Genomic DNA, 24953 nt, shown 5'->3' with positions numbered 1-24953 from the left:
TATTTAATAGAATGGTGCGAAAGGAGAGACTCGAACTCTCACGGGTTGCCCCACTGGAACCTAAATCCAGCGCGTCTACCAGTTTCGCCACTTTCGCAAACAGGTGGGAATTATTAAACAGTGCCACTATCTTGTAAAGTCTCAAAATTAAATAGGGAATATGCCAAAAAGAATTTTGGGGTGAACGATGGGACTCGAACCCACGACAACCGGGATCACAACCCGGGGCTCTACCAACTGAGCTACGCCCACCATGGATATACCAATTATATCAAAGAATACTGCTTGACGTGGCACGCCCGGCAGGATTCGAACCTGCTACCCTCGGCTTAGAAGGCCGATGCTCTATCCAGATGAGCTACGGGCGCAATACATACCCTCGGAATTGAGGGTGAATATTGGTCGGGGTGGAGAGATTCGAACTCCCGACATCCTGCTCCCAAAGCAGGCGCGCTACCAGACTGCGCTACACCCCGTGAACCCATCCCAAGGACAGAGCGCAAATAATACCTGTAGCTTATCGTCAGGTCAATAAGTTCATGATATTTTTTGTGCTCTTGCTAACATCTCCCAAGCAGTGTAACTTAACTATCAAACTTATGTGGTTTTGCAGTTAAATGCTCAAAAATAATAGAAAATTAATTATATTTTTACTTATGCTGGGTTTTAAACACGTGACTGCACAAACCTTGGTGGAAGCAGTACAACAAACCCTGCGCCATCATCCCGAAATTATGCAAAATCGTGCAGAAACCTTTGCCGCACGTGAAGGAATTGCCGAAGCCAAAGGCGCCTTCTTTCCTTCAATTGATATTGATGGTGGCTATGGCCGGGAAGAAACTGAAAGCCCGCTAACGGTAGATCTAGAAGGTTCAGATAAAACCACACTCAACCGCCAGGAATTCAACGTTGCTTTGACGCAAAATATCTTTGCCGGTGGCGGCATTGTCGGGGAAGTAGAGCGTAACATTTTTGCATTTCAATCACTGAATTATAAAACCGGGGGGGTCGCAAACGATTTAGCCCTCAATACAACAGAAGCTTACTTAAATATTCTGCTGCAAATGAAGCTGGTAAGACTAGCTAGAAGTAATTTATTTGAGCACAGACGGTTATTAAAATTAATTGAAGAAAGAAGTGTCGCTGGCATTACGCGCATGGCTGAACTTGATCAAGCCAAATCACGTGTAGCGCTGGCTAAAGCCAATTTAATCAGTGCGCAAAGCAATTATGAAGAAGCCCGCATCCGCTTTAAAAAATTCGTAGGTACCTGGCCTGAGCATTTAGTAGAACCTGCTCCGCCCGACACGACTGTTTTTCCTAAAACGGTGGAAGAAGGAATTCAAAAGGGATTGGATAATCATCCTTTAATGAAAGCGGCTACTGCTGATATTCGTGAGGCAAGGGCACAGAATAAAGTAGCTAATGCCAATTTTTATCCCAGAATCGATGCTGTCATAAGCGCTGGCAGAAACAGAAACCTTGACGGTCTTGAGGGCCGAAATAACGACAACTTGGCAATGATAAGGGCTCGCTACAATGCCTTTCGCGGCGGCAGCGACCTTGCCAATGCCAGAAAAACAGCCTATCAAGTTCAACAGGCTTTGGAAATACGAAATAACACCATGGTGGATTTAAAAGAGACGGTACGGTTAGCTTATAATGCATGGCACGCTAGTGCTGAGCGTGCCGTGACTTTGGCATCTTACGTAATTAATGCCAAGAAAACCAAACAAGCTTATTTCGAACAATTCCAGATTGGCCAGCGTTCTTTTCTGGATTTGCTCAATGCTCAAAACGAGCAAAACCGGGCAGAAATTGATTACCTGCAAGCACGCAATGATGAAGTCTTCGCACGATATCGAATTTTAAACAGTATAGGGTGTTTAATCCCTTTTTTGAGCGGACATAGCAACCCATTTAAAGCTTTGCGGTTTGTGCGCTAATTTATGACTACGTTTGCCAAAAGCACGAAGTTTTTAAAAAAAACAATACTTTTTTTGCTCATAACATGCACAGGATACCTAGGATACACCGTTTATACGATTAAATACGCTATTAAAATTTCCGGCGACTATGCTTATGCCAACCAGCATAGTTCTCCCCAGGAAGCAACAGCAAACCAACGTATAGCAGCCTGGAAAAAATTAATGAGAGAAAACCGTTCACTTAACGTAAAAATATTACTGGAAAAAGTTAATAATTTTTTTAATCAGTTAACTTATATACCTGATACTCCCCTGCAAGGAAGTGCTGATGTATGGCTAACCCCGCAGGAATTTTTAGAGGCAGGAGGCGGGGACTGTGAGGATTTTGCTATAGCAAAATATTTTACATTAGTAGCATTAGGGATCCCGGAAGAAAAATTAAGGATTACTTATGTAACAATCCGGCCTGATAATAGACCCCATATGGTGTTAACTTATTATTCAAAACCGGAAGAACAGCCATTAATTCTTGATAATTTGGTAGCTAAAATTTTACCAGCCCCAGAAAGAATGGATTTAATACCTGTCTATAGTTTTAATGCAGAAGAAGTGTGGCTGTATGAACGGATAGACAAGGCAAGGCCTTACGGAAAGGCGAGTAGTTTAAGTAAATGGCAAGCGCTTATCGAGCGCATCAAACTACAAGGCGAATATAAGTGACATTATCCAAGCAAACTATCATAATTCTAATAGCAGCATTATCCACGCTGTTTCTAGGGACTTTTTTAATTACGGTATACCAAGCCAAAACATATTTTGAAGAGCAATTGGAACGCAACGCGCAAGATACAGCGACCGCCCTTGGTTTATCGCTATCCAATCAGTTTGGGAATGTAATAGACAAAGGTACGATGATTGCTAAAGTAAATGCAGTTTTTGATCGCGGCTACTTTTGTGTAATCACCGTACGCGACATCAAAAAAAACACCTTAGTATCACGTTATCTTAAAAACGAACATCAAAGGGTGCCCTATTGGTTTATCCGTATTCTGAATTTTAAAAATCAGCCAAAATCTGCACTGATTGTGCATGGATGGCAGCAAGTTGGTGAAGTCATCGTACGCAGTGACATGAGTCTGGCTTACGAAGCATTATGGCAAACAGTTAAAAAATTATTTGCCCTATTTTTATTACTTACCTTATTCATCACCATTATTTCTGTGATTTTGATTAAGGTTATGTTCAAACCGTTAAAACTTATTATCCAGCAGGCCCAAGATATTGGCAGGAAGAACTTTTATATACTTGAAACCAAACCCAAGCTGAAAGAATTGAACCAACTTTCTACTGCAATCAACGTCATGGTAAGAAAAATAAAACACTTCTTTTCCATGCAAATTGAAGAAACTGAGCGCCTTCGAGCGAAAGCTTATAAAGATAATTTAACTGGTCGTGGGAATAAAAATTATTTCCTGCAGCAACTGAAACAATATTTATCTAGTGAAGATGATTTTTCACCTGGTTTTTTAGTGATAATCGAAATTGCAGGGCTGGCTGAATTTAATGCACATTATAGCTATTCCGAAGGCGATGAAGTTATAAAAACCGTAAGCAATAAGCTTGGCGATATTCTTTTTGATAAAAATTTATTCCTCACCGTACGTCTCGACAGGCCAAGTTTCGCCACGATTATCATTGAACGTCATCGTGAAAATATTGAAGCGGTCATTAACGAAATCTATATCCAAATCGAAAAGCTCGTTAAACGGTTCGATAAATCCCTCTCCTGTATTATTGCAGCGGTGAAATGTGACTTTAATGAAGATGCCAGCGCACTGTTATTGCGCGCAGACAAAGCAATCAATCAGGCAAAGCGTACACGAAGAACACATTATTACATAGAACCTGAGATAGAAGCCGAAGAAATCATTTCTAAAGAGCACTGGCATGAGAAAATTATTTCCGCTATTCAGGAAGAAAAATTCAATTTATATTCACAACCCGTCCAATCCCCTAATGGCATTTATCATAAGGAATGCTTTATTAAACTTGCTGATTCCCCACGTGAAATTTCTGCACGCGAATTTTTTCCAATTGCAGAACAATATAATTTAGGTCTGGAAATCGATGAATATGTTTTAAATCAAATCGCTCACCTTAAGAAACCCGAGACATTTGCTCTTAATTTGTCTATTTCCACCATCAATACTGAAAAAAAACAGCAACATTTCTTATCGCTGGTGGAAAAAATTGCTAAAACAGGCAAAACAAAACTGCATTTTGAAATCAGCGAAGTATTGCTGGACCAATCGATGAATACCGCAGTCCCTTTCATTAATCATTTGGTCCAATTAGGATATACCGTAGGACTTGATCGCGTAGGAGCAACCATTGCATCTTTAGAACACTTGAAAAAATTAAATATCGCCTATTTGAAATTAGACGGTAGCCTGTCTAAAGATGTGGAAGAAAATAAATTTATTCAAGATTTCATTATTAAATTAGTGACTACATGTCATAGCTTGGACATTATTCCGATCGCTACGGCCGTCGAGAATGAAAGCCAGTTTAATTATCTTAAAAAATTAGGGATTGCCTATTTCCAAGGGAATTATATAGAACCTCCTACTTTACTATTAAGCGTTAAAAAATAGTCTTTCCATCTATATTTTGTAAATTTTATTTTGTTATTCAAAATTCCTAAAAATGGTCTAATATTAAACAAATAAGCTAGGTTTTACATGGCTTAATGAGCTAAGAATGCGTAAAGAGCAATTAATTTAAGCAATTTATTTCACACTATTACTATACTTATAGTGTGGGGTGAGCTTATGACGAATGGTGATGGAATATGACTATAAATATAGCTATGGGAGGTTTTTTTACACTTGCCAAGGATATGACTAAACATGGCCTAAATCATGATAACCCAATTAATACAGAGCAACCGGTCCGGTTCGCTGTGCAATCATGGGTTTTTCCTTCCACCTTGACTGAAAATATCTATTATCATTTATTTTTTACCGATTTTGACATCGCCAAAGCTCCTTATGGAAAAAAGCTTGATAAAGGCGTTGTTGAAATAAGAGAATCCGATATTGACTTAAGCGTGGTCCTACCACCTACAGCAGCCGGCGAGATAAGCGCTAATATTCTAGCAGCGAACCCAATGGCTCTAGGAAGCAGCACCAGCGCTATAGTATTTGTCGAATTTATTAATTCCCGCGGTCATGTGGAAGCAGGTTTTGATACTACCTCTCGTTTTGGCGAATTCTCAAGACCCTTTGAAGTGATTTCCCAAGAAATTACCCTATTACCAAGAACCATCCCAGTTGTCGAATTGGCTTCTGAAACCTCCGGGCCAATCGAACCCCCAACTCATCCTCCTATTATTGAAAATACATTAAATTTAAGTGCAACACCTTCTATTCTGGAAAGTGGCGGAAAAATCACATACACCGCTACCTTGAGTAATGCAGTTGCAAATGATACCACCATTACCTTAAGTAATAATCTTATCATTATTATACCTGCGGGTCAGACCAGTGGTTATGTTACCCAAGAAATTCTGAATCATGAAGACGTGTATCTAGATGCTGAAACCATAAGCGTAAATATTAAAGAGGTATCCGGCAATTCCGAAAATCTACAGATAAATAAAGATCAGATTGTTACTGAAATTACTGATACTATCGATACCACCACCGTCAATCTCGGAAATGTCACCGTTAACGAAGGTGGTATGGTGACTTTGACGGCTAATGTCAACAATGCACCGCAAACCGATTTAACCTTAACCCTGTCTAATGGACAAGTGATCACCATTCTTGCTGGACAAACGAGCGGCAGCGTTACCTTCCCAGCCCCAACCGATGATGCTTATATTGATGCCGATAGCCAAACCATCAGCATCAGCAATGCAACCGGTGGCAATTACGAACAATTGGATACCAGCGATACGGCAACGATCACGGTTCAAGATACCATCAACACCACCACCGTCACCTTGGGCGATGTCACCGTCAATGAAGGCGGTATGGTGACCTTAACCGCCAACGTCAACAATGCACCGCAAACCGATTTAACCTTAACCTTGTCCAATGGGGAAGTGATCACCATACTTGCTGGACAAACGAGCGGCAGCGTTACTTTCCCAGCCCCCGCAGATGATGCCTACTTCGATGCCGGCAGCCAAACCATCAGCATCAGCAATGCAACCGGTGGCAATTACGAAAGCTTGAATACCAGCGATACAGCCACGATCACCATCAACGACACCATCAACACCACCGCCGTCACCTTCCTTGACATCACCGTCAATGAAGGCGGCACCATCACCTTGACCGCCAATGTCGACAACGCACCGCAAACCGATTTAACCTTAACGCTGTCCAATGGAGAAGTCATTACCATCCTCGCTGGACAAACCAGCGGCAGCGTCACCTTCCCGGCCCCAACGGACGATGCCTACGTCGATGCCGGCAGCCAAACCATCAGCATCAGCAGTGCAACCGGTGGCAATTACGAACAATTGAACACCAGCGACACCGCGACCATTACGGTGCAAGATACCATTGATACCACCACCGTCACCCTGGGCGATGTCACCGTCAATGAAGGCGGCACCATCACCTTAACCGCCAACGTCAACAATGCACCGCAAACCGATTTAACGTTGACGTTGTCCAATGGAGAAATCATTACGATCCTCGCTGGACAAACCAGTGGCAGCGTCACCTTCCCTGCCCCAACGGATGATGCCTACGTCGATGCCGGCAGCCAAACCATCAGCATCAGCAATGCATTGGGCGGTAATTATGAAAATTTGAACACCAGCGATACAGCAACGATTACGGTTCAAGATACCATTGACACCACCACCGTCACCCTGGGCGATGTCACCGTCAATGAAGGCGGCACCATCACCTTAACCGCCAATGTCAACAATGCACCGCAAACAGACTTGACGTTAACGCTGTCCAATGGAGAAGTCATTACGATTCTCGCTGGACAAACCAGCGGCAGCGTCACCTTCCCAGCGCCAACCGATGATGCCTACATCGAGCAATGCAACCGGTGGCAATTACGAACAATTGGATACCAGCGACACCGCAACCATCACGGTTCAAGATACCATCAACACCACCACCGTTACCCTGGGCGATGTTACCGTTAACGAAGGTGGTATGGTGACTTTGACCGCCAATGTCAACAATGCACCGCAAACCAATTTAACCTTAACCCTGTCCAATGGCCAAGTGATCACCATCCCCGCTGGACAAACAAGCGGCAGCGTTACCTTCGCAGCTCCCGCAGATGATCCTTACATCGATGCCGGCACGCAAACCATCAGCATCAGCAATGCAACTGGTGGCAATTACGAAAGCTTGAACACCAGCGATACGGCAACGATCACGGTGCAAGATACCATCAACACCACCACCGTTACCCTGGGCGATGTTACCGTCAATGAAGGTGGTATGGTGACTTTGACGGCTAATGTCAACAACGCACCGCAAACCGATTTAACGTTAACGCTGTCTAACGGACAGGTGATCACCATTCTTGCTGGACAAACGAGCGGCAGCGTCACCTTCCCAGCCCCAACCGATGATGCCTACGTCGATGCCGGTACGCAAACCATCAGCATCAGCAATGCAACCGGTGGCAATTACGAAAGCTTGAATACCAGCGATACGGCAACGATTACGGTTCAAGATACCATTGATACCACCACCGTTACCCTGGGCGATGTCATCGTCAATGAAGGCGGTATGGTGACTTTGACCGCCAATGTCAACAATGCACCGCAAACCAATTTAACCTTAACCTTGTCCAATGGCCAAGTGATCACCATCCCCGCTGGACAAACGAGCGGCAGCGTCACCTTCCCTGCCCCTGCGGACGATGCTTATATCGATGCCGGCACGCAAACCATCAGCATCAGCAATGCAACCGGTGGCAATTACGAAAGCTTGAACACTAGCGATACGGCAACGATCACGGTTCAGGATACCATCAATACCACCACCGTCACCCTGGGCGATGTCACCGTTAACGAAGGTGGTATGGTGACTTTGACCGCCAATGTCAACAACGCACCGCAAACCGATTTAACCTTAACCCTGTCCAATGGCCAAGCGATCACCATTCTTGCTGGACAAACAAGCGGCAGCGTCACCTTCCCTGCCCCAACGGATGATGCCTACATCGATGCCGGTACGCAAACCATCAGCATCAGCAGTGCAACCGGTGGAAATTATGAAAACTTAAATACCAGCGATACGGCTATCGTAACAATATTGGATACAATTAATACCACTACCCTTAACTTAAGCGGACCTTCTGTAGTAAGCGAAGGAGGGTCTGGTATCTATACTCTTACCGTAACCAATCCCCCGGCTACTGCGTTAACCGTTACCATAGTTGTAAACCACGTTACAACCAATAATGCTGATCTCACGGCCACCACGTTTAACGTAATAATCCCCGCTCATCAAAGTTCGGTTACCTTTAACGTAAATACATTTAGCGATCAACTTGCTGAAAGTAATGAATCATTTACTGTCGCTATCCAAGGAACCAGTGGCGGCAATTATGAAAATTTAGTGGTTGGCACAGGCATAGTAACCACTACTATTCCCAATGATGATTTTGCGCCTGTCGCACAACCAGACTCCGGCAGTGTAATCGAGGGTAGTATTATGTCAGGGACAAGTGTGCTTACTAATGACACTGACGCTAACTTTGACGCATTGAACGTGAGCCAATTTGCAGCCAATGGCAGCGGCACAGGAGCTGTTTCAGCCAACGGCACCAATACGATCATTACAGCTTTAGGTGGTACGGTAAAAATGAATGCCAACGGCACTTATACCTACACTGCCCCAGCTACTGTAAATAATCCCGGTGGTGCGGATGTAGTGGATAGTTTTTACTATAAAGCCAGTGATGGAACAAATACCTCCTCCTGGACCCAAGTTTCCATAAATGTGCAAGATACAGCTCCACTCGCCAACCCGGATGTTAACTCTGTGGCTTTCCAAGGAGCCGTTTCAGGCAATGTTATTACTGCAAACGATGTGCTGGGGCAAGATGCAACCCAACTTCATTCAGTAACTTACAATAATACGACTTACACTAACTTTGTTAACGGCACTTTAACTATTAATACGGCAAACGGAGTGCTGGCTATTAACCAAAATGGTAGTTATACCTACACATCCACTGCTAGCTTGCCGACTACTTCCACAAGTTATGGTGGAGGAAATTCTTCATCACTTTGGTCTGGCGTAGGTGTGTATGGTTATAGTGCCGGCACTAATCCGCTCACTTCTTCCCCGAATGCAACAGTATCCATTAGAAACAATTATGGACTTTATATCAGTGGCGGTGGCGATGCGGATGAAATTGATTCCCGCATTGTATCCGGAAATGTAAGAACAGAAACGGTAGCCATTGATCTTCTTACCCCTGCTTCCTCGCTGCAAGTAGAAGCAAGGGAGGTAGACAGCGGAGATAATGTGGGCTGGGCAGTTTATAACCTGGATGGCTCAAATAACCTGGTTTTAGTAGGCAGTGGTGTTACCAATGCAACTGGTTCAGGCAGCAATGGATCCCTGACGTTTAATATTACAGCCAACGTACCCTTCCGTTATGTCGCCTTCTACGGAGTTGATGGCAACGACGATTTTAACATTTGGAAGATTACTGCAAACAGAACTGACTATAATTATGACGTTCCAAATGATGTATTTACTTATGTCATCCGCGATGCGGATGGAAGCCAATCTTCCTCTACGTTAACTATTGATCATGGCACGCCAAATCCTGCCGCCACAGCGGATATAGCGTCTGTTAGTGAAGCGGGTTTATCTGGCGGCACACAAGCCGGGGTAGTAAGTGTAGTGGCCGAAGGTAATTTGCTTACCAATGATGCAAATACCGGCGATGCGTCTATCTCTTCAGTGACTTTCAATGGCGTTACGGCCACCCCGGTTGGAGGAGTCATTACCATTGATACCCCCTTAGGGTTATTAAAAGTCTATACACAAAACGGCGGCGGACATAGCAAAGGGGATTATGAGTACACACTGCAAACTTCAAGTACGCAAGGCGATAACGTGAATGAATCATTCACTTATCGTTTGAGTCATAATGTCACCGGCATGACCAGCGATGGCAACCTTACCATTAATATCGCTGACGATGCACCCATTGGACAGAATGTTTCAGCCTCTTTTGTAGGTCAAAGCGAAAATATAGGCGTAAACTTAATTTTAGTCCTTGATGTATCTACCAGTATGGCGACCATAGAATCCAACGGCATGACTCGCCTGGCCATGGCAAAACAAGCCTTGCAAGAATTGATCCAAGCAGGTGAGGATTTGGGTAATGTCAACGTTAAAATTATCACTTTTTCCACAAAAGCTACCAATTCTGGATGGTTTGTTAATGATGTGGATGGTGCTTTAAATTATTTAAATAACATCAGCTCCGATGGATATACTTATTATGATGCAGCCTTACAAGAAGTAATTCGAACTCATAATATTGCGCCAGTACCAATAGCTGCCAACAACTTGTTATATTTCCTCTCTGACGGCGAACCTACCTCGGGCCATGGAGTAAATGATGGCTCATTATCTTATGGCAGTTACCAGGATGTGGCCGCATGGGAAAAATTTATTGATGACACCAACATTGACAAGGCGTATGGGGTAGGCTTCGGCGAGGCGACTCTTGGTCCACTGGAAATGGTGGCTTACCCAACGCCTGCTGGACAAGGCGGTGCCTTTATCCTGCAAACCATCAGTGATCTTGCCAATGGATTTATTGACCAATACGGTAACAATATTAGCAGCTCGGTGATCTCAGGGGGAAGCGTTGTTGAAGGCTTTGTCTTAGGTGCTGATGGAGGTTATATAAAATCGATTGTCGTCGATGGCATAACCCACACGTATAACCCAAGTACGAGTCCGGCAGGATCTGAAGTCCTGGTTATTGAAACTGATTTAGGCGGTGTATTAACTTTTAATTTCTTGACCGGGCAATACAGTTACAACATCAATACCAATCATTCCATTGATGGTCAAGAAGTTATTCCTGTGACCGTCATTGATGCGGATGGTGATCAGATCACTAAGGATCTGACTTTGGACATTGATTATACGGCGGCTGGAATTGATGCAAACCGCGATACAGTGATTACCAATATCGCGCAAGGAAACGTTATCAGTTTCGATGCCAGTGCTCTTTTGAAAAATGATATGGCGATTAATGGCACCACGGTCAGTGCTGTAACCAATGGAACCGGCAGTACGGTTACTTTAAATAATGGGATTATTAATTTGACCCCCACCGCACTTACTTTCAGTGGAGCCAATTTCAGCACCAATAGTACTACCACTTTAATTAATGAAGGCTCAAGCAATAATACCAGTGCAACTGCCGATGTCATTAACCGCTCTGCGTTTTCTTCGGGCTTCACCAATGCTGGGTTAAATCATAGCGGCTACAGTACAGGCTACCGCGGCAGCATCTCCAGCTCGGATCAGGACTGGTTTAGAATCAGTTTGGCTGCTGGTGAGTTATTGTGGATAGATGTGGATCCACGCAGCAGCAGCAACATTTCAAATGTGGATATCTTTGTTTACGATAAGGCAGCTTCGGGAAACAGTGCCGGTAATATGATAACGCAAGTATTTGATTACACGCTTTCCAATCAGGGCACAGAAGGTGCATTCGTAGCACAATACTCTGGAGACTATTATTTCCAAATTAACAGCACGACTTCTGCCAATTATGATGTGTTTCTAACCATTGATAACAGCCAGGCTGATTACCGTAATTTTAATTACACCATTACCCATCAAAACCCCAACAGCACTGTAAGCGATAGCAGTATCGTGGACGTGGTTACGCAAACAGGCAATACGTTAACCGGTACTGAGAAATCAGAAGTGCTGGTCGGCGGCAATACCAATGACATCATTAATGCCAATGGCGGGGATGACTCCCTGTTTGGCGGCTTGGGTAACGATACGCTAAACGGCGGCAGTGGTAAAGATATGCTGGTGGGCGGCCGCGGCAATGACACCATGACGGGAGGAACTGGCAAGGACACTTTCGTATGGAAAGCAGGAGATGATACCGGTAACGCGATTGATACTATTACTGATTTTACGCCAGGACAAAATGGCGATGTATTGGATCTGTCCAACTTGCTAACAGGCGAGCATCAAAACGCCCAAAGCCTGGATAGTTATTTACAAGTCAGTTATAACAATACTACGCAAAACACCACCATTGCAGTGGATACAGATGGCGGTGCAACCTTCAGCGCCACCCAAACCATCATTCTGGCAGGGGTTGACTTAACCGCTGGGGGTACCTTGCAGAATACGCAAATCCTGACGGAGCTCATTAATAATGGCAATATAGTTACCGACGCTTAACGCTCTCTTAAAGCTGTTTGTTTTGCTTTCAGCAAGGGTTTTAACAAATAATCCAGCACGGATTTTCTTCCCGTCAGAATATCCACTGTAGCCTGCATGCCAGGAATGATATAGAGCGGATTATTTTTTGTGCCTAAATAATTTTTCTGGGTACGTACCCGAATCAGATAATAGCTTTTTCTTTCTTTATCTTCTTCATCTACAATGGTATCAGCACTGATTTGTTCAACTTCCCCTTCCAATCCACCATAGATTGAAAAATCATAAGCACTTAATTTCACCATGGCTTTTTGCCCAAGCCGAATAAAGCCAATGTCAGCAGGGCGAATTTTGGCTTCAATTAGCAAAGTATCGTCTAATGGTACGATTTCCAGAATGTCCATGCCGGGTTTAATCACACCACCGACGGTATTTACTTTTAGCTGATTTACTATTCCCTTGACCGGTGAACGGATGGTGGTTCTTGACACCCTGTCTTTGTCACCTTGCATTTCTTCCTGTAAGCGGGACACTTCGCCTTTTGCTTCATTATACCGCTCTAAGGTTTTGCTATTAAATGCATGCAATTTACCCTGAAGCTCGCTTACGGTGCGTTCAAGGCGCAATACTTCCACCGGTGATGCGGCGCCTTTTTTGATCAGGGGTTTAGTCATTTCTAATTCTTTGGTCGCCAATTCTATATCGCGCAACATTTGTTTTTTTTCATCCTGGCGCGCCTTGTAAAAGGCAATTTCAGACATCACCAAATCAGGATTTGCTGCCTCAATTTTTTTATCAAATACCAGGGGTTTGTTTTCTATTTCTGCTTGCAAACGAATCAATTCTATTTGCACGTCTTCCAATTTTCGCTCCAACTCCTTAAATTTGGATGCAAATAAAACATCTTCCAGGCGCATCAATATCTGTCCCCGCTGCACCAAATCGCCTTGTTTTACCAAAATTTCCCGTACTATTCCGCCTTCGAGATTTTGGACTACCTGTACTTGCCTGGAAGGAATGACTTTTCCTTCCCCTACGGTCACTTCATCCAGTACGGCATATTTTGCCCATAGAAAAAAGATGAGAAGACAAATGATGATAGCCCATACAATCAAATGGGAAAAAACATGAGTATCTTTTACTGTTTCTGGACTGCTATCGGTAAGTAAACCTAAATTTTTTTTTGTTTTTGGCATTTATTTCACCACTTATTTTTCATCAATGGAGCAAGAACTTCTCAATTATGCTTTAGCATCGGCTTGTTTTTTTCCTGAATCGAATTTCACCCCGCTTCGTAGCGCATTTAGTACCGTTTCTTTAGGGCCATCGGCCACCACGCGGTTATTATCTATTACAATCAACCGGTCGACCAATTCGAGCATGGCTGCTTTATGGGTGACTAGAATGAATGTTACATCATCGCTCAGATATTTTTTCAAATTTTGGCGCAACTGCGTTTCACTTCCATCGTCCATGGAGGCTGTTGGTTCGTCAAAAATTAAAATTTTTGGTGACAGAAGCAACGCTCTGGCAACAGCAATGGCTTGCCTTTGTCCAGCTGATAAACGCGATCCACGCTCGCCTACTTGCCTATCCAATCCTTCCGGATGATTTTGGGTGAAGTTGGTTACCCCGGCAATAGCCGCTGCTTTTAAAATTCTGTCATCATCAATATATGGAGCGCCTAAGCGAATGTTGTCTTTTACAGTGCCATAAAACAGCACCACATCTTGTGGGACATAACCAATTTGTCTTCTTAAATCCGCCGGATTTATCTGCAGATAATCCGTCCCATCCATATAAATACCACCTTTGTCAGGACGATAAAGCCCCATTAACAATTTCGCAATCGTGGACTTTCCAGAACCAATCCTGCCGATGATGGCGACGCGTTCGCCCTTTTTAATTGAAAAGGAAACGTGATTTAGAATAGGGTTTGTCTGGCCAGGATAATGAAAGTCTACTTGCCTTAACTCAATATTACCCTCTATATGCGGGCGGTGCAGGTAACTGGAAGCATCCTGCACATCAGTAGGTAACTTCATGACTTGGCCAATGGATTCCAAGGCTTGCATGGATTGATAATAGCGGGAAAAAATAGCTGCAACCTGGCCCATAGGAGCTAGTGCCCTGCTTCCCAAAATAGTACATGCGATTAATGCGCCAACTGTGAGTTCGCCTGCGATGATTTTATATACACCGAAAATGACTAACAAAACATTCGCCAGCTGCTGCGCCAATACGGTGAGATTGATGCTTGAGTTTACCAAGAAACGAAGTTTGGCACCCAATCTTGCCGCATAAATTACTGCCTGCTCAAATCGGCGCTGCATGGTACCTTCAGCACCACTGCTCTTTATCGCCTCAATCCCCGCTAACGATTCAATCAACGTGGCATTTTTTTCTTGCGCCAGTTGATAAGATGTTTTAGTAATTTTGGTCAGCGGATACTGCAATAAAAATCCGATGAGAAACACAATCGGTACGACAACTAAGGGAATGATTACCAGGTTGCCGCCTAAATAGAAAAGCACAATCAAATAAAGGATGACAAACGGTAAATCCACCAAAACGGTGATGGTAGTAGACGTAATGAAATCACGAAATGCTTCAAATGATTGGATAGTGTTAGCAAATGCACCAACGGATGAAGGCCTGGCATTCATTTGAATGCCTAATATATGTTCAAAAATGATGGCGGATAATTGCACATCAGTCTTTTTGCCCGCCACATCAATAAAATAAGCGCGCAGGGATTTTAAAAACAAATCAAAAAGAAAAACCAACCCAATCCCTGTAGCCAAGACCCACATGGTTTCGATTGCATGGTTTGGGACCACACGATCGTACACGTTCATAGCAAATAATGGCACGGCCAAGGCAAATAAGTTAATTAAAACAGAAGCCGTCAAAACTTCCACATAAATCGGCCAGGATTTCATCAATACTGTCCAAAACCAATCTTTAGGTTTCTTTTTTACATAACTCTCTTTACTGGGGCGGGTGAATTGATAAGCAGGCTTTACGAAAATGGCATATCCACCATATTTTTCAGCCAAAGTGGTATTGGGCACCGTCACCCGTCCTTGTCCGGTTTTATGCGTTAAAATTACGCTCTCATCTTCTCGTATTTCCAGTAATAAGCAAGCTTCGCCATCTTGTAAAAGCAATACGGCAGGCAGCACTAAATCCGTAACGTCTTTAAATGCAATCTTATTGATTTCTGCGCTCAGCTTAGCCCGCTCAGCAGCTCTGACGAACAAGGTTGGAGTGAGTTTATTGTCCACTAAAGGCAGACGCTCCGTTAAAGAAATGGCAGAGCATGGCGTTTGATAATATTTGGTTAGGAAAAGCAAACAAGCCAAAAGCGGATCATGCGTGGCCAAATCACTTTCCGGAATATCCCAATTAGCTGTTTCTTGCTTGCTCATAAGCGCTCCAGTCAAAAGCAGTTTGCAACATCAGTCTTCTTGAATAATTTGGGCAACGTTTTCAAATTGGCTGCGAATTTTTTGACGCGCCATCAATTTTTCAATTGCGGGCGCTGGGAAGTCAGTGATTGCAATGATGTTTTTTTCCATCAAAATTTGAATTAAATCCTCAATAACCCGAATTAAATCCAAGTCGGATTTTAAAAAATAAAGTTTTTTGTCCAAAGCACAACGCGTTAGAAAAGCGGTAAGTTCCGGATCATTACTTGTTACTTCTTCAAGCCCTTCCTCACTTTGATCTTCAAAAATAGCGCAGATTTGATTCTGGGAATCGCGCTTGACAAAAACCATAATCCTTCCTTGCTTACTTTTTATTGTTAAAAGATAGTTTAATATTAGGAAGTTAGCAAATAAAACCATGCAGTTGGCTAGTTATACGCGTATATTATTGTGACAAAAAAAGCAAGTTACGATGCGCAGAAGCTATCCTGCTTTTAAAATTTGCGTTACGCTTTGTTTTTAACAAAGAGTCTTAAATGAAAATACAATTATTGCCTTTATTCGATAGCATCCATCACCTGCATAAAAATTGCGAAAATATTGTCTTGCCGGAAGAATATCGTTTGGATTTTAATCATGCTCTTAATTTTTTAAAAAATTACCAGGGCAGCCTGGGCACTTTTAACAGCTACCGGCGCGAAACCGAACGTTTGTTACAATGGTGTTGGCAAATAAGAGGAACCACTTTAAAACAATTGAAACGTGATGACATAGAGCAATTCGTACGTTTTTGTCAAAATCCCCCAAAAAACTGGATAGGCGTAAAAAAAGTTCCGCGGTTTATTGAAAAGGAAGGAAAACGTATTCCCAATGGCGAATGGCGTCCCTTCGTGGCAACCATTTCGAAATCCTCAAGAAAACGGGGCGAAGACGTTGATGCCTCTTTATTTGCTTTATCGCAAGGAGCCATTCAAGAGATTTTTGCCATTCTCAGTACGTTGTTTAATTTTCTAATTGCCGAAGAGTATTTGTTATCAAACCCAGTTGCCTTGATACGCCAAAAAAGCAAGTTCATACGTAAACGTCAGCAAAACCTGCCGGTGAGAAGACTTAGCCTTCAACAATGGGATGCAGTATTGCAAGCGGCAGAACATTTAGCACAGGAAAATCCTGAAAAACATGAGCGTACCCGATTTATTCTTAGTGCATTATATGGCATGTATCTTAGGATTTCCGAATTGGCGGCGAGCGAGCGCTGGATTCCTACAATGAATGATTTTGCAAAAGATAATAATGGTTCCTGGTGGTTTACCACCGTAGGAAAGGGGAATAAAGAAAGGCAAATTGCCGTAAGCGAAGCCATGCTGGCTAGCCTTTCCCGTTGGCGCACTTTTTTAGGCTTATCCCCTCTACCCTCACCTGCAGACAATTCACCGCTACTGCCTAAATTGCGCGGTACAGGCCCCATGAGTGATACGGCACCCATACGCCGCTTGGTGCAATTATGTTTTGATCGGGCCACCGATCAGTTGCGGCGCCAAAATCAAAATGAAGAAGCGGATAATTTAATGGCTGCAACGGTGCATTGGCTGCGGCACACAGGGATTTCCGAGGATGTGAAAACAAGACCGCGCGAGCATGTTCGCGACGATGCTGGCCATAGCTCCAGTGCAACAACAGACCGTTATATCGATATCGAATTGCAAGCGCGGTATCAATCAGCCCGCCGGAAATCAATTATTCCACAGGCTGCTGAGAAGCGGAAAGAACGTATAGAAGAAAAGTAACCAGACAATCTCTCTGAAATTTTTTGAACGTCATTTAAAGCCGTTGCCTATCGATAAACCAAGCTTGCCTTAAGCTCATAAAATAGGAGCTATGCTTCTCTTTTTTAGCTTATCTTAAGGGTTGATAAACCAACAAAAGTATCGCTGCAACCACCCACATGCTCACGCCTAAAACATGGGCATATGGCCAGGGTTTGTAGCGCCGTTTGCTTTTTACCAGTGCATGGGAAATCCACATAGGCAAACAAATTAACAAGAATAAAATGAGTATTTCGGCGACATAGATAGACCAGGCAGCAAACGGAAAATAGCGAGTAAACTGGTTGATTACTTCATGCAGAGAATAATTTGACCATACTAAAAACCAGGAGATCCAGTATTTATAATGAACGACCAGCCATGACGCCAGTATTAAGGGTACAAAAAAAGCAACACCGGGTAAGGAAAAAATTTTTTTAAAAAAAAGATAAATTTCCTGTGCGAAAAAAACGATAAATGCGGAACTTAAAATGACGAATGCAAGTGTAATTAACATAATGATGACTACTGGCTCTTTATTGTATGTTTAACTGCTCGTTAAGAGCTTGCATACGCTCACGATATCATTCATGCCATCTGGTTATTACTTTCACTGACCAGATGATGCGCGCAACAGCCTTACCTATTTATTTCTTACTTTCCAAAAATTCCCAACGCCCATACAGCTGGCTTAGCTCGGTTTCGAACGCAGCCAATTGCTGATTGCTTTGACTGATTGCATCGCCATCCTGTTGATAAAAGGCAGGTGCAGCCATATTTTCCTGTAACGCCGCTATTTTCGCCTCCAAGGTTTCTATTTTTTGGGGTAATTGGCTCAATTCGCGCTGTTCATTATAGGAAAGTTTATCCGCATTCCGCCGCTGGGCTGAAGGTGCAACAGCAGGCGGCGAGGCACGCTTTTCTTTCCTTTGCTGTTGATAATCATCATACCCACCCATGTATTCTTTGAAGTGTCCATTGCCTTCAAAAACCAATAAACTGGTTACTACATTATTCAGGAAAGCGCGATCGTGGCTTATTAGTAATAAAGTGCCCGGGTAGTCAATTAGCATGGATTCAAGCAGTTCCAGTGTTTCCATGTCCAAATCATTGGTGGGCTCATCCATAACCAATAAATTTACCGGTTTGGCAAATAGCTTGGCCAATAATAAACGATTACGTTCACCACCCGACAAAGTGGAGACGAGTTGGTTAAAGCTCTCCGGGGGAAACAAAAATTCACGCAGGTAAGTGGCTACATGCTTTTGTTTGCCATTGATGGTGACATAATCTGCCCCGTCGCCAACATTGGCGAGCACTGTTTTTTCCTCATCCAAATGCCGGCGTAACTGATCAAAGTACGCCACGGCCAATGAAGTCCCATAACGAAGCTCGCCGGAATCTGCCTTTAATTCACCTAACAACAGACGCACCAATGTGGTTTTACCGCACCCATTGGGCCCGACAATACCGATTTTGTCACCTCTTGTCAGTAACAAGGAAAAATCCTTAAGCAATGCCTTCCCTTGTAAAGAGTAATTCAAGTTTTGCGCTTCCAGGACTAAATTTCCTGAACGCACGACTTCAAGAGGAATGGACTTGATTTTACCTACTTGCAAACGCCGTTGTTTAAATTCTTCCCGTAAAGCTTTTAATGCACGGACGCGTCCTTCATTGCGTGTGCGCCGTGCTTTAATCCCTGTGCGGATCCATGCTTCCTCTTGTGCCAGATTTTTATCAAACAATGCATTTTTTTTATCTTCACTTAACAGCCTGGCTTCACGCCTCTCAAGATACGTTTCATAATCACATTCATATCGATATATTTGGCCACGATCAATTTCCACGATTTGATTGGCTACCTGCGCCAGAAACTCACGATCATGCGTGACCACCAGTAAACTGCCTGAATAATTTTTTAGGTAAGATTCAAGCCATTCTATGGTCGGGATATCCAAATGATTAGTAGGCTCATCGAGAAGCAGTAAATCGGGGGCTGCAATGAGTGATGCTGCCAAAAGAGCGCGGCGTTTCATACCACCAGATAAATGGTTCATGCTGGCATTCATATCCAGTCCCAAGCGGCTTGCCATATTTTCAACCTGTGGCAAGCGCTCCCATGCTTGCTGCTCGTCAATGCGTTGCTGGAAAAAGGAAATCCGCTTTAAATCCCCTTCCAGGGAAGCCATATGATAACCTGCCAACAACTCCCCTATCTCGCCTAAATCTTTGACCAGGAAATGATATACTGATTCGTTTTGCTCAATAGGGACTTCTTGCGTTAATCCGGATATGCGTAAACCACCTAACTTTTGCACGACTCCCTGGTCTGGGAGAATTTTTCCTTCCAGCAATTTTATTAAAGTGGATTTTCCAGCCCCGTTTCGACCCACTAAAGCGATGCGATCACGTGGCTGAATTTGCCAACTTGCATGATCTAAAATTTGCTTTCCTGCGAGATTTAAACTCACATCGTGAAGCGACAAAATGCTCATAACATAAAACCTAAAAGAGCTTCATATAAATCAATGGCAAAGTATAAGTTCACCTACTCGGGCAACACCATCACAGCGTCCATTTCCACCTGTGCACCGCGAGGTAATGCTGCCACACCAATAGCAGCCCTTGCGGGATAAGGCTCGGGAAAATAACGGGTCATGGCTTCATTGACTAAAGGAAAATGGCTTAAATCGAGCAAATAAACATTTAATTTGACAATATTAGCCAAACTGCCGCCAGCCGCTTCGCACACAGCGGCTAAATTTTCTATTACCCGATTGATTTGCAGGCGGATCTCATCGCTGCATAGTTGCATGGTTTTGGTATCCAGCGGAATTTGACCGGACAGATAAACGGTATTACCGCATTTCACGGCTTGACTATACGTTCCGATTGCAGCAGGTGCTAATTGACTGGTAATGGGTTCCATCATTATTCCCCTTGTTTTTTTCGATACAGACGCAAAACCATTTTATTGGCTCTTAAGCGGCGCATGACGCGAGCCAGATGCGTTCGGTCCGAGACGCTTAAAGAAAAAGTAACTGCATTATGCCTGCCGTCCCGCGGATCTACATTAATGTTGCCAATATTGGATTCAGCTTCAGAAATAGCTGTAGCTAACGCCGCAAGCACCCCGCGCTGATTCGTCACTTCAACGGTAACATCCACAGTGAATTCGCCCTGTACGTCCTCATCCCAGCGCAAGGAAATAAATTGTTCCGGATTGACCCTGATTTTTTTAATGCTTGGGCAATCGCTGATGTGCACCAATATCCCCCGACCTTGTTGAAAACGTCCAACAATGTTATCTCCTGGAATGGGCTGACAACATTCGGCAAAATGTACCACCATTCCTTCCGTCCCTTTAATGGCCAAAGGTCTGCTTTTGGCTGTTTTTACCAAAGCACCACTTTCCTCTGCAACCACCAGACGTTTGGCGATTACCATAGACATTTGATTACCAATACCGATGGCGTAAAGTAAGTCTTCTATTGTTTTGTAGTTTAAATCACTTAATAAGGCTTGCATCGATTCCTGCGGAATTTTGCTGTAATCGCTTCCCGCTTCCGAGAAGGCCTGCTCAAGAAGCCTTTGCCCTAAGATGACGGACTCAGCATGTTGCTGGCTCTTCAGGAAACCGCGAATGTTGCTGCGGGCTTTACCGGTGACTACGAAATTGAGCCATGAAGGGTTGGGACGTGCACCGGGGGCCGTGATAATTTCAACCGTCTGCCCATTCGTAAGCGGGATGCTTAAAGGTACGAGGCGGCGATTTACTTTTGCAGCAACGCAACGATTTCCTACATCTGAATGAACAGCATAAGCAAAATCAACTGGCGTCGCCCCTTTAGGCAATTCCATGATTTCTCCCTTAGGCGTGAAAACATAAACCTCATCAGGGAATAAATCAATTTTAACGTTTTCAATAAATTCAAGCGAGCTGCCCGTACTGCTTTGCATTTCCAACAAACGTTGCACCCATTCCCGTGCACGCAACTGGGCTTCATTGACTTCCAACCCGGATGATTTATATATCCAGTGGGCTGCCACGCCATTTTCCGCTACATTATCCATATCGCGCGTGCGGATTTGCACTTCCAGGGGAATGCCATAAGGCCCGAATAGGGTCGTGTGCAGGGATTGATATCCATTGACCTTGGGGATACCAATGTAATCTTTAAAACGTTGCGGCACAGGCTTGTAGGTTTGATGCAAAGCCCCAAGCACGCGGTAGCATGAATCAATGTCTTCCGTAATGACCCGGAAAGCAAACACATCAGTAATTTCTGCGAAGGAAGCTTTTTTATAGCGCATTTTACGATAAATGCTGTATAAGTGCTTTTGTCGGCCAAATACGTGTTCGTAGGGAATGTTTAATTTCTCTAAGGCGGCTTGCAGATCATGTTCTATTTTTTGGGTTAATTCGCGACGGTTACCACGGGATTTTTCTACTGCTGATTTAATAGCGCGATAACGCATGGGATACAGGGCTTTGAACCCCAAATCCTCCAAGCCGGTATAAAGTGCGTGCATACCCAAACGATTGGCAATGGGTGCATAAATTTCCAGCGTTTCTATGGCAATGCGCTTTTTTTTACCCCGTGGCATAATGGACAATGTCCGCATGTTATGCAACCGATCGGCAAGCTTGACGATGATGACGCGAATATCCTTGACCATCGCCAAAACCATTTTACGAAAATTCTCTGCCTGTGCCTCTGCCTTGGATTCGAATTTTATTTTGGTTAATTTTGTGACGCCATCTACCAAAGCGGTAACTTCTTCACCGAATTTGCTTAATAAATCGGCTTTGCTGAGCATGGTATCTTCCACCACGTCGTGCAATAAAGTGGCCATGATGGTTTGATAATCCAAACGCATCTGAGCAAGAATAAGGGCGGCAGCCACCGGATGAGTAATATAAGGTTCACCGGAACGGCGCATTTGACCATGATGAGCTTTTTTTGCTACCAGATAAGCCTGATAACATTTTTTAATATGCAAAGGCTCAAGGTAGCATTTTAACTCCTCATGTAAATCCTTAAAGTAATTCACGCAGCGCTCCTGCATTTCCGCCACATCTGTTGTCATGCATCGTTCCTATGACTCGATCTTGGGCAACCTGAGTTTTAACACTCAGGAATGGAAGAATGAGGCAATAATAAACCTCTTATCGAGTAAAGCAGAAAATCATTATTTGAGCAAAATCTTATATATTTATCTATAAAGTTTAGTCTTTATCCAGAATTTCAGGCGTAATCAACCCTTCAGCAATTTCCCGTAAAGCCACTACAGTAGGTTTGTCATTTTCCCACTCGACTAAGGGTTGAGCACCGCGTACTGCAATTTGGCGGGCGCGCTTGGAAGCGACCATGACCAGTTCAAAACGATTCTTAACATTTTCCAAACAATCTTCTACGGTTACACGAGCCATAATACCCCCAAAGTTAAGCGACTAAATCAAAATAAAGCAATTTCATTGTGCGCAGAATTAACTGCTTAAGCGATTACATTATAAAAAGTCAAACATTATATTTTACTGCGATGACAAAAGGAAAGAAAGCAATTTTCCCAAATGCCTGGTTTGCCGCGAAATATGCAGACGGTTGGCCAATACAATGGCTTGCAATTCCTGCGACGCCTTATTGAAGTCATCATTCACAATTAAGTAATCAAACTCGGAATAATGGCTCAATTCATCCCGGGCGCGCTGCATACGGCTGCTAATCACTTGTTCATTATCCTGTTGCCTTGCCAGCAAGCGTTCTCTTAATGACTGCAGGGAAGGTGGAATCACAAAAATCCCCACAGCTTCGGGGAATATACGACGGATTTGTTGAGCACCTTGCCAATCGATATCCAGAACAACATCTATTCCCGCCTGTAGACGGCTATGAATTTGCGCGGTGGATGTACCGTAATAATGATTAAACACACGAGCATGCTCAATGAAAGCTCCCGCATCCATCATGCGTAAAAACTCGTCTTCATTTACGAAAAAATAATCCACTCCGGAAATTTCCCCAGGACGCTGGGTACGTGTCGTATGCGAAATAGATATTTCAATATCCTCTAAATCATTAACCAGCCTTTTTACCAGACTGGTTTTCCCTCCCCCGGAAGGCGCAGCAACAATAAAAAGGTTTCCTTGACATGCATTAGCCATTCTTAATCCTGTTCAACAACCCGTTATTCGATATTTTGAATTTGTTCCCGCATTTGTTCAATTAATACTTTCATTTGCACGGCGCATTGCGTTAGCTCTGCTGAATCGGATTTTGAACTCAAGGTGTTGGCTTCCCGGTTTAATTCCTGCATTAAAAAATCCAAGCGCCGCCCTATCGCTTCTTTTTGGTTATCCAGCGTACGACCTACCTCTTGCATATGCGTTTGCAAGCGATCCAATTCTTCGCTAACGTCCAAGCGGGTTAGCAATAGAGCAATTTCCTGCTCTAATCTGGATTCATCGACGCTCATTTCTAAATTATGCAAGCGGCTTATTAACTTTTCCCTGGTTTGCAAGACCAGTGACGCTGCCTTTTTAGCAGCTAAACTTACTTCTTCATGTAATAAGTGCAAGCGTGTCTGGATGCAATCCTTCAATGCCTGCCCCTCCGCTTTTCTTACCTGAACCAGTCGCTGCAAAGCCTGTGAAAACAACTGCATTATTTCTTCGTTCAAAGCATCTGTATCTGGTTGGTTAACTCTGACCACCCCAGGCCAGGCCAGCACCTGACTGACAGACAAATCATTAGCCAACTGCTGCTCTGAGGTTAAGCGGACCGCCGTATTTAATAATGCCTGCACCAATTCTTCATTAATCAGCAGGGATGGAGTATAGGTAAGAGCGTCACTTATTTTCAATTGGCATTCGAGCTTGCCTCGATGAATAAATTCCCGTAATTGATTGCGTAAATTCATTTCCAAATGGCGGAAAGGCTCGGGCAAACGAAAAGACACATCCAAATACCTGTGATTGAGCGATCTAAGCTCCCAACACAATAAATTTGGGCCCATTTGATTTTGCATTCTTGCAAAAGCTGTCATACTTTGCGGCATTTTTAAACCTTTCTCGGAAGAAACCATTAACACTTGCTTAATATTAAGCCATTTTGCGCCTTGACTATACCCTAAATTTGCACAAATGCAAGATTCTGGCTTTGTTTTCGCCAGCATTTAATCGCTACACAAACAAATTGCAAATTACTCGATCTGCACGAAATATTTGCAAAAAATATAAAATTAGTGTACATTTAAAAAGCAAAAATTTTTTTTAAAATTATTATTTTGGGGTGCACCCACTTGGTTATCAAATTATGTTGTTAATAATAAATAACTTTAGAATTTTTGATT

Annotated in this window: 16 protein-coding genes and 4 tRNA genes; 6 read left to right on the top strand and 14 right to left on the bottom strand. The window is 43.4% G+C overall.

Going from position 1 to position 24953, the window contains the following annotated elements:
• Positions 1 to 12 precede the first annotated feature (12 nt).
• The 4 genes from NKV53_RS07215 to NKV53_RS07200 all read right to left on the bottom strand — a co-directional run bounded on the left by NKV53_RS07215 (position 13) and on the right by NKV53_RS07200 (position 476).
• Positions 13 to 97 (bottom strand) — tRNA-Leu (locus NKV53_RS07215).
• Between the two features lie 79 nt (positions 98 to 176).
• Positions 177 to 252: transfer RNA gene (locus NKV53_RS07210), tRNA-His, on the bottom strand.
• 39 nt (positions 253 to 291) lie between these two features.
• A tRNA-Arg gene (locus NKV53_RS07205) sits at positions 292 to 368 on the bottom strand.
• A 31-nt stretch (positions 369 to 399) separates the two neighbouring features.
• Positions 400 to 476: transfer RNA gene (locus NKV53_RS07200), tRNA-Pro, on the bottom strand.
• A 180-nt stretch (positions 477 to 656) separates the two neighbouring features.
• Here NKV53_RS07200 and NKV53_RS07195 point away from each other — a divergent pair.
• The 5 genes from NKV53_RS07195 (at position 657) to NKV53_RS07175 (ending at position 12385) form a co-directional block, all read left to right on the top strand.
• Entirely contained in the window at positions 657 to 1946 is a 1290-nt protein-coding gene (locus tag NKV53_RS07195) for a TolC family outer membrane protein (protein ID WP_158616380.1), read from the top strand.
• 54 nt (positions 1947 to 2000) lie between these two features.
• The gene (locus NKV53_RS07190; protein WP_253350915.1) at positions 2001 to 2648 is read left to right on the top strand and encodes a transglutaminase-like cysteine peptidase; all 648 of its coding nucleotides are present in this window, start codon (positions 2001 to 2003) and stop codon (positions 2646 to 2648) included.
• Positions 2645 to 4582, top strand: coding sequence for an EAL domain-containing protein (locus tag NKV53_RS07185; RefSeq protein ID WP_253350914.1), 1938 nt, complete (start codon positions 2645 to 2647; stop codon positions 4580 to 4582). Before NKV53_RS07190 ends, NKV53_RS07185 begins: the two co-directional genes overlap by 4 nt.
• A 197-nt stretch (positions 4583 to 4779) precedes the next feature.
• Entirely contained in the window at positions 4780 to 7104 is a 2325-nt protein-coding gene (locus NKV53_RS07180) for an immunoglobulin-like domain-containing protein (RefSeq protein ID WP_253350913.1), read from the top strand.
• A gap of 10 nt (positions 7105 to 7114) precedes the next feature.
• Positions 7115 to 12385, top strand: coding sequence for a beta strand repeat-containing protein (locus NKV53_RS07175; protein WP_371923208.1), 5271 nt, complete (start codon positions 7115 to 7117; stop codon positions 12383 to 12385).
• Here NKV53_RS07175 and NKV53_RS07170 read toward each other — a convergent pair.
• The 3 genes from NKV53_RS07170 to NKV53_RS07160 are packed head-to-tail and all read right to left on the bottom strand — an operon-like array spanning position 12382 to position 16146.
• Complete coding sequence (locus NKV53_RS07170; protein ID WP_126954045.1) at positions 12382 to 13560, bottom strand: HlyD family type I secretion periplasmic adaptor subunit; 1179 nt, start codon at positions 13558 to 13560, stop codon at positions 12382 to 12384. The two genes, NKV53_RS07175 and NKV53_RS07170, sit on opposite strands and share 4 nt — an antisense overlap.
• A gap of 45 nt (positions 13561 to 13605) precedes the next feature.
• Complete coding sequence (locus NKV53_RS07165) at positions 13606 to 15795, bottom strand: type I secretion system permease/ATPase (protein WP_253350912.1); 2190 nt, start codon at positions 15793 to 15795, stop codon at positions 13606 to 13608.
• 30 nt (positions 15796 to 15825) lie between these two features.
• The gene (locus NKV53_RS07160; protein ID WP_126954047.1) at positions 15826 to 16146 is read right to left on the bottom strand and encodes a hypothetical protein; all 321 of its coding nucleotides are present in this window, start codon (positions 16144 to 16146) and stop codon (positions 15826 to 15828) included.
• A 185-nt stretch (positions 16147 to 16331) separates the two neighbouring features.
• Here NKV53_RS07160 and NKV53_RS07155 point away from each other — a divergent pair, with 185 nt between their 5' ends.
• Positions 16332 to 17582 (top strand): tyrosine-type recombinase/integrase, encoded by a 1251-nt coding sequence (locus NKV53_RS07155; protein WP_126954048.1) that lies wholly within the window; start codon positions 16332 to 16334, stop codon positions 17580 to 17582.
• Between the two features lie 109 nt (positions 17583 to 17691).
• On the opposite strand, the gene NKV53_RS07150 is transcribed toward NKV53_RS07155, so the two are convergent.
• The 7 genes from NKV53_RS07150 to NKV53_RS07120 form a co-directional block, all read right to left on the bottom strand.
• The gene (locus NKV53_RS07150) at positions 17692 to 18117 is read right to left on the bottom strand and encodes a hypothetical protein (protein WP_126954049.1); all 426 of its coding nucleotides are present in this window, start codon (positions 18115 to 18117) and stop codon (positions 17692 to 17694) included.
• A 130-nt stretch (positions 18118 to 18247) separates the two neighbouring features.
• Positions 18248 to 20095, bottom strand: coding sequence for an ATP-binding cassette domain-containing protein (locus tag NKV53_RS07145; protein ID WP_126954050.1), 1848 nt, complete (start codon positions 20093 to 20095; stop codon positions 18248 to 18250).
• 53 nt (positions 20096 to 20148) lie between these two features.
• A complete protein-coding gene (locus tag NKV53_RS07140; protein WP_126954101.1) occupies positions 20149 to 20529 on the bottom strand; it encodes a RidA family protein in 381 nt (126 codons plus the stop codon).
• 2 nt (positions 20530 to 20531) lie between these two features.
• The gene (gene spoT / locus NKV53_RS07135; RefSeq protein WP_371923207.1) at positions 20532 to 22670 is read right to left on the bottom strand and encodes a bifunctional GTP diphosphokinase/guanosine-3',5'-bis pyrophosphate 3'-pyrophosphohydrolase; all 2139 of its coding nucleotides are present in this window, start codon (positions 22668 to 22670) and stop codon (positions 20532 to 20534) included.
• A 160-nt stretch (positions 22671 to 22830) separates the two neighbouring features.
• Positions 22831 to 23034: a DNA-directed RNA polymerase subunit omega gene (gene rpoZ / locus NKV53_RS07130; protein ID WP_126954051.1), complete on the bottom strand. Its 204-nt coding sequence runs from the start codon at positions 23032 to 23034 to the stop codon at positions 22831 to 22833.
• A 102-nt stretch (positions 23035 to 23136) separates the two neighbouring features.
• Complete coding sequence (gmk, locus tag NKV53_RS07125) at positions 23137 to 23766, bottom strand: guanylate kinase (RefSeq protein ID WP_127032553.1); 630 nt, start codon at positions 23764 to 23766, stop codon at positions 23137 to 23139.
• A gap of 23 nt (positions 23767 to 23789) precedes the next feature.
• The gene (locus NKV53_RS07120) at positions 23790 to 24659 is read right to left on the bottom strand and encodes a YicC/YloC family endoribonuclease (RefSeq protein ID WP_126954053.1); all 870 of its coding nucleotides are present in this window, start codon (positions 24657 to 24659) and stop codon (positions 23790 to 23792) included.
• Positions 24660 to 24953 lie beyond the last annotated feature (294 nt).

This window comes from Legionella sp. 27cVA30, assembly GCF_024160945.1.
GTDB classification, from domain to species: Bacteria; Pseudomonadota; Gammaproteobacteria; order Legionellales; family Legionellaceae; genus Legionella_A; species Legionella_A septentrionalis.
This window is presented reverse-complemented; position numbering and strand designations above follow the sequence as displayed.

What these genes read in the sequence shown, in the direction of transcription:
- NKV53_RS07180 (WP_253350913.1), top strand. Translation starts at nt 4,780, where the DNA reads ATGACTATAAATATAGCTATGGGAGGTTTTTTTACACTTGCCAAGGAT.
- NKV53_RS07155 (WP_126954048.1), top strand. Translation starts at nt 16,332, where the DNA reads ATGAAAATACAATTATTGCCTTTATTCGATAGCATCCATCACCTGCAT.
- rpoZ (WP_126954051.1), bottom strand. Translation starts at nt 23,034, where the DNA reads ATGGCTCGTGTAACCGTAGAAGATTGTTTGGAAAATGTTAAGAATCGT.
- NKV53_RS07145 (WP_126954050.1), bottom strand. Translation starts at nt 20,095, where the DNA reads ATGAGCATTTTGTCGCTTCACGATGTGAGTTTAAATCTCGCAGGAAAG.
- gmk (WP_127032553.1), bottom strand. Translation starts at nt 23,766, where the DNA reads ATGGCTAATGCATGTCAAGGAAACCTTTTTATTGTTGCTGCGCCTTCC.
- NKV53_RS07195 (WP_158616380.1), top strand. Translation starts at nt 657, where the DNA reads ATGCTGGGTTTTAAACACGTGACTGCACAAACCTTGGTGGAAGCAGTA.
- NKV53_RS07160 (WP_126954047.1), bottom strand. Translation starts at nt 16,146, where the DNA reads ATGGTTTTTGTCAAGCGCGATTCCCAGAATCAAATCTGCGCTATTTTT.
- NKV53_RS07170 (WP_126954045.1), bottom strand. Translation starts at nt 13,560, where the DNA reads ATGCCAAAAACAAAAAAAAATTTAGGTTTACTTACCGATAGCAGTCCA.
- NKV53_RS07140 (WP_126954101.1), bottom strand. Translation starts at nt 20,529, where the DNA reads ATGGAACCCATTACCAGTCAATTAGCACCTGCTGCAATCGGAACGTAT.
- NKV53_RS07165 (WP_253350912.1), bottom strand. Translation starts at nt 15,795, where the DNA reads ATGAGCAAGCAAGAAACAGCTAATTGGGATATTCCGGAAAGTGATTTG.
- spoT (WP_371923207.1), bottom strand. Translation starts at nt 22,670, where the DNA reads ATGCAGGAGCGCTGCGTGAATTACTTTAAGGATTTACATGAGGAGTTA.
- NKV53_RS07120 (WP_126954053.1), bottom strand. Translation starts at nt 24,659, where the DNA reads ATGCCGCAAAGTATGACAGCTTTTGCAAGAATGCAAAATCAAATGGGC.
- NKV53_RS07175 (WP_371923208.1), top strand. Translation starts at nt 7,115, where the DNA reads ATGGTGACTTTGACCGCCAATGTCAACAATGCACCGCAAACCAATTTA.
- NKV53_RS07150 (WP_126954049.1), bottom strand. Translation starts at nt 18,117, where the DNA reads ATGTTAATTACACTTGCATTCGTCATTTTAAGTTCCGCATTTATCGTT.